The organism is Actinomadura sp. 7K534 (assembly GCF_004348575.1).
In the GTDB taxonomy this organism is placed as follows: domain Bacteria; phylum Actinomycetota; class Actinomycetes; order Streptosporangiales; family Streptosporangiaceae; genus Spirillospora; species Spirillospora livida.
The window spans coordinates 1-6,044 of record NZ_SMKB01000340.1; the positions used below are offsets into that span (position 1 = coordinate 1).

The window sequence follows — 6,044 nt, forward strand, 5'->3', positions numbered from 1 at the left end:
GCCTCCGGCCGCGCAGCCTCCGGCCGCCGAGACGGCCCCCCAGCCCGCGGTGCCCGCCGCGGCGCACGCGGAGGACGTGAAGGTCGCCGGTGCGGACCGCACCCGCGCCGCCGCCCCCGCCGGCGACACCCTCGGCTTCGACGCCTTCCCGCCCGGGCCGGCCGGCGCCGCCGCGGACCCCCGCGACGAGATCGCGTCCGGCGGAGGCCACGCCGCCCGCCCCGCCGGCCGCCGGGCCGCCTCCGGCAAGCGCACCGGCATGCGCGTCGTGGCGGTCGCCGCCGGCGCGGCGGTCGTGATCGGCGGCGGCGCCGCCGCGGCGTTCGCGCTGACCGGCGGCTCGGACGACGACAACGCCACCGTCAAGCCGACCCAGCAGCTCGCCGACGCCGCCCCCAAGGTCGACCCCCGGGTGCTGGAGGAGCAGCGGCGCCGGCTCGCGATGGAACGTGCCTCCCGCGAGACGCGCCAGTACAGCGGCAAGGGGATCGACCTCCGCCCCAAGGGCGAGCCGCTCCCCACCAAGACGCCGGAGAAGAAGAAGGACGACGGCGGCAGCGGCGGCGGCGCCGCCCCGGTCGCCGACCCGGTCCCGGCGGGCGAGGCGCAGCAGATCGCCAAGAAGATGATGCCGAGCTTCGGGTTCACCGGCGACGGCGAGTTCGGCTGCCTGGTGAAGCTGTGGGACAAGGAGAGCGGCTGGCGGACCAACGCGGACAACCCCACGTCCGAGGCGTACGGCATCCCGCAGGCCAACCCCGGCTCCAAGATGGCCAGTGCCGGCGCCGACTGGCGCACCAGCGCCTCCACGCAGATCAAGTGGGGCCTCGGCTACATCAAGGACCGCTACAAGACCCCGTGCGGCGCGTGGTCGCACTCGCAGCGCATCGGCTGGTACTGAGCCTCCGACGAGGACCGCGCGCGTCCCAGGGGCCGGGAAGGCCGCTGGGACGCGCGGAACGTCACTGCGAGCCGGTCATCCCCAGCACGTCCAGGGCCTCGTCGAGCTGCTCGACGGTCAGCTTCCCGTCCGCGACGTAGCCGCGTTCGAGCACGACCTCGCGGATCGTCCGGCGCTCGCTCAGCGCCTGCTTGGCGACCTTCGCCGCCTCCTCGTAGCCGATGTAGCGGTTCAGCGGCGTCACGATCGACGGTGACGACTCCGCGTACTCGCGCATCCGCGCCACGTCCGCCTCGATGCCGTCCACGCAGCGGTCGGCGAACAGCCGCGACACGTTCGCCAGCAGGGTGATCGACTCCAGCACGTTGCGGGCCAGCATCGGCAGCATCACGTTCAGCTCGAAGTTCCCCGACGCGCCGCCGAACGCGACCGCCGCGTCGTTGCCGATGACCTGGGCCGTGACCTGCATGACCGCCTCGGGGAGGACCGGGTTCACCTTCCCCGGCATGATCGACGAGCCGGGCTGCAGGTCGGGCAGCCGGATCTCCGCCAGCCCGGCGCGCGGCCCCGAGCCCATCCAGCGCAGATCGTTGGCGATCTTGTGGAGGCTCACCGCGATCGTGCGGAGCGCGCCGCTGGCCTCGACCAGCCCGTCCCGCGCGCCCTGCGCCTCGAAGTGGTCGCGGGCCTCGGTCAGCGGCAGGTCCGTGGCGCGCGCGATCTCCTCGATGACGCGGGCGGCGAAGCCGTCGGGGGTGTTGATGCCGGTGCCGACCGCCGTCCCGCCCAGCGGCAGCTCCGCCAGCCGGGGCAGGACCGCCTCCAGCCGCTCCACGCCGTGCCCGATCTGCGCCGCGTAGCCGCGGAACTCCTGGCCCAGCGTGACCGGGGTCGCGTCCATCAGGTGGGTGCGGCCGGACTTCACGGCCGTGCGGAACTCGTCCGCCTTGCGCGCCAGCGCGTTCTCCAGGTGCCGCAGCGCGGGGATGAGGTCGTGCAGGACGGCCCCGGTCGCCGCGATGTGGATGGACGACGGGAACACGTCGTTGGACGACTGGGAGGCGTTCACGTGGTCGTTGGGGTGCACGGGACGGCCGAGCCGCTCCTCCGCCAGCGTCGCCACGACCTCGTTGGTGTTCATGTTGGACGACGTCCCGGACCCCGTCTGGAACACGTCGATCGGGAACTCGCCGTTCCACCTGCCGTCCGCGACCTCCCGGGCCGCCTCGGTGATCGCGCCCGCGAGGTCCTTGTCGAGCACGCCGAGCTCGGCGTTCACCGTCGCCGCCGCGGCCTTGATGTAGCCGAGCGCGGCGATGTGCGCGTCCTCCAGCGTCCGTCCCGAGATCGGGAAGTTCTCCACCGCGCGCTGCGTCTGCGCACGCCACTTCGCCGCCTCCGGCACCCGGACCTCACCCATGGAGTCATGCTCGATCCGGAACTCGCGCTCACCCATGGCACGTCACCTCCGCCTGGAACCCTGAGACCATCCTCGTCGATGGCAGCCGTGGTCGATGGCAGCCGCCCTCAATGGCAGCCTCGCCGCAACCCGTCCCATTCCCAGGCGGAGCGTTCCGGGACCTAAGTCACTCCTTGTTGATGGTGTAGTTCTTGCGCTCGCCCTGGCCGCCGACGGCCTTCTGCTCGCCGTTCACCCAGACGTCGCAGGCGGAGGCGTCGTAGATCACCGCGTTGATGCGCGGCTGGTCGTACTGCCGCGCCTCGTTCTGCTTCAGCGTCTCGTCGCTGAGCACGGTGATCACGTTGCCCGGCACCGACACGAAGATCTTGCAGGAGTCGTTGCGGGCCCGGACGACGAGCGTGCTCGTGTCGATGCCCGGCGGCGCCTGCGCGTCGCTGCTCGCCGGACTGGACGTCGTCGCGGTCGCGGAGGGGCCGGGGCCCTCCCGCATCATGCCGACGATGAGCGCGGTCGCGCCGATGCCGCAGGACGCCACGGTCGCGCCGATGAGCGCGATCACGGCCATCAGCCGGTAGCGGGGCGTCGTCTGGCGGCGCCCCGACCGCGGCCCGGCCATCGCCCGCTCCAGCCGGTCGACCGCGCGGGCGTGGCTGAGCCGCCGCGTCGGGTTCTTCTCCAGCAGCCCGGTGATGACGGGCGCCAGGGCGCCGGCGTTCTGCGGGGCGGGCGTGGACTCGTTGGCCAGGGCGCTCAGCGTCGCCATCACGTTGTCGCGCTCGAACGGAGGATGGCCCTCCAGAGCGGCGTACAGCGTCGCGCCGAGCGACCACAGGTCGGACCGGGGGGTGGCCTTCTCTCCGGCGGCGACCTCCGGGGCGACATAGGCGGGGGAGCCCATGAAGTGGCCCGTCTTGGTCAGGCTGGCCGACCCCGAGGAGAACGCGAGGCCGAAGTCGGTGAGCACGACCCTGTCGCCGTCCAGCAGGACGTTGCTGGGCTTGAGGTCGCGGTGCACTATGCCGGCCTTGTGCGCGGTGTTGAGGGCGTCCAGGAGGGCGCGGCCGATGTGCGCGACGCGTTCGGGCGGCAGCGGCCCCGAGCGCTCGATGAGATGTTCGAGGCTGGGCGCCTCGATCATCTCCATCACGATCCAGGGCCGGCCCTGCTCGATGACCACGTCGTACACCTCGACGATGGAGTGCGTGCGCAACTGAGCCGGCGCGCGCGCCTCTCTGAGGGTGCGGCGGTAGAAGACCACCCGGTCGTCCTCGGAAAGGTCCTCCGGGAGGCGCAGCTCTTTGATCGCCACCGAGCGATCGAGGAGCTCGTCATGCCCTCGCCAGACGGTGCCGTTGGCACCTTGGCCGATTTCCGAGACCAGCCGGTAGCGCGTCGCTAGCACGAGGCGCTCTGACTGTGACATGGCGGAAAAGATACCGGAGTGGCCAGGCGGTCATCGGGGAGACCTCATTACCAACGTCGATTTTGGGCCGATAATGTGACCTACCGGCCAGAAACATCGGGGAACGCCCTCTGGCGGCCCCGTCGACGGGCTGGCGGAGGCTGCCGAACGTCAGCGCCTGCCGATGCTGAGGACGGGTCCGGTGGTGTCGGCGAAGAAGTCCTCGCCCTTGTCGTCCACCACGATGAACGCCGGGAAGTCCTCCACCTCGATCTTCCAGACGGCCTCCATCCCGAGCTCCGGGTACTCCAGGACCTCCACCTTCTTGATGCAGTCCTGGGCGAGCCGCGCGGCGGGACCGCCGATCGAGCCGAGGTAGAAGCCGCCGTGCTCCTTGCAGGCGTCGGTCACCTGCTTCGACCGGTTGCCCTTCGCCAGCATCACCAGCGAGCCGCCCGCCGCCTGGAACTGCTCGACGTAGGAGTCCATCCGCCCGGCCGTGGTGGGGCCGAAGGAGCCGGACGCGTAGCCCTCCGGCGTCTTCGCGGGCCCCGCGTAGTACACGGCGTGGTCGCGGAGGTACTGCGGCATCGGCTCGCCCGCGTCCAGCCGCTCCTTGATCTTGGCGTGCGCGATGTCGCGGGCGACGACCAGCGGCCCGGTCAGCGACAGCCGCGTCTTCACCGGGTACCGGGTCAGCTCGGCGCGGATCTCGGCCATCGGCCGGTTGAGGTCGATGGCGACCGCACTCCCTCCGCCCGCCCCGACCTTCACGACCGCGTCGTCGAGCTGGTCGTCGGTCGTGTCCGGCAGGTACTGCGCCGGGTCGGTCTCCAGCCGCTCCAGGAACACGCCCTCCGCGGTGATCTTGGCGAGGGCCTGCCGGTCGGCGCTGCACGACACCGCCATCGCCACCGGGCAGGACGCCCCGTGCCGCGGCAGCCGGATCACCCGCACGTCGTGGCAGAAGTACTTGCCGCCGAACTGCGCGCCGATGCCGAGCTTCTGCGTCAGCTCGAACACCTGGAGCTCCAGCTCCAGGTCGCGGAAGCCGTGGCCCAGCGCCGAGCCCTCGGCCGGCATCGTGTCCAGGTAGTGCGCCGACGCGTACTTCGCGGTCTTCAGCGCGTACTCGGCGGACGTGCCGCCCACGACGATCGCCAGGTGGTACGGCGGGCACGCGGCGGTACCCAGCGAGCGGATCTTCTCTTCCAGGAAGGACATCATCCGCTTCGGGTTAAGGACGGCCTTCGTCTCCTGGTAGAGGAACGACTTGTTCGCGCTGCCGCCGCCCTTGGCCATGAAAAGGAACTTGTACGCGTCACCGGGCGTCGCGTAGAGCTCGATCTGCGCGGGCAGGTTGCTGCCGGTGTTCTTCTCCTCCCACATCGTCACCGGCGCCAGCTGGGAGTAGCGCAGGTTCAGCTTGGTGTACGCGTCGTACACGCCGCGGGAGATGTGCTTCTCGTCTTCGCCGTCGGTCATGACGTGCTGGCCGCGCTTGCCCATCACGATCGCGGTGCCGGTGTCCTGGCACATGGGCAGGACGCCGCCGGACGAGATCCCCGCGTTCTTCAGCAGGTCGAGCGCCACGAACCGGTCGTTGGGGGACGCCTCGGGGTCGTCCAGGATCCGCCGGAGCTGCGCCAGGTGCGCGGGGCGCAGCAGGTGCGAGATGTCGCGCATGGCGGTCTCGGTGAGCAGCCGCAGCGCCTCCGGCTCGACCTGCAGGAACGTCCGCCCGTTCGCGTCGAACGTCGAGACCCCGTCGGAGGTCAGCAGCCGGTAGTCGGTGTCGTCCGGGCCGAGCGGCAGCAGGTCGGTGTAGGAGAACTCAGGCATCTCAGGCAGATCCTCGCGCGATTCCGATGGGCCGGACCACAGGGTACGACCTGGGCCCCCGGGGCGGGCACGGCACCCGGCGTGACACCGGCTGCGACACCCCGCCGCGACACCCTGCGCGGCACCGGGCCGTGACACGGGCGATCCCTCCCGGCGCTGAACATGATGTGACCGACCTTCATCTGCCCCTCGACCGGAGCACCGGGCGGCTGGCGGCCCAGATCGCCGCGGGCTTCCGCTCGGCCGTGCGGTCCGGCCGGCTGACCGCCGGGACGCGGCTGCCGTCGAGCCGTGACCTCGCCCGCGACCTGGACGTCTCCCGCGGTGTGGTCGTCGCCGCCTACGAGCAGCTGACCGCCGAGGGATTCCTCGTCGCGCGGCGCGGCGACGGCACCCGCATCGCGCCGCTCGCCCGCCCGGACGACGAGCCCGAGCCCGCGGCCGCGCCGGGCGGCTCCCCGCGCCCGGACCCCGCC

General features: G+C 71.8%; 5 protein-coding genes. 2 read left to right on the top strand and 3 right to left on the bottom strand.

The window, feature by feature from the left end:
* Positions 1–901 (top strand): hypothetical protein (locus E1266_RS34795; protein ID WP_347876771.1); only part of this gene is annotated, 901 nt, incomplete at its 5' end.
* 61 nt (positions 902–962) lie between these two features.
* On the opposite strand, the gene E1266_RS34800 is transcribed toward E1266_RS34795, so the two are convergent.
* The 3 genes from E1266_RS34800 to E1266_RS34810 all read right to left on the bottom strand — a co-directional run bounded on the left by E1266_RS34800 (position 963) and on the right by E1266_RS34810 (position 5,568).
* Complete coding sequence (locus E1266_RS34800) at positions 963–2,357, bottom strand: class II fumarate hydratase (RefSeq protein ID WP_132054449.1); 1,395 nt, start codon at positions 2,355–2,357, stop codon at positions 963–965.
* Positions 2,358–2,487: 130 nt separating this feature from the next.
* Positions 2,488–3,747, bottom strand: a complete 1,260-nt coding sequence (locus E1266_RS34805; RefSeq protein WP_132054451.1) for a serine/threonine-protein kinase — start codon at positions 3,745–3,747, stop codon at positions 2,488–2,490.
* Between the two features lie 150 nt (positions 3,748–3,897).
* On the bottom strand, positions 3,898–5,568 hold the full coding sequence (locus E1266_RS34810; protein ID WP_132054453.1) for a fumarate hydratase: 1,671 nt from the start codon (positions 5,566–5,568) through the stop codon (positions 3,898–3,900).
* A gap of 167 nt (positions 5,569–5,735) precedes the next feature.
* On the opposite strand from E1266_RS34810, the gene E1266_RS34815 reads away from it, so the two are divergent.
* On the top strand, positions 5,736–6,044 hold a 309-nt coding region (locus E1266_RS34815; protein ID WP_132054455.1), incomplete at its 3' end, for a winged helix-turn-helix domain-containing protein.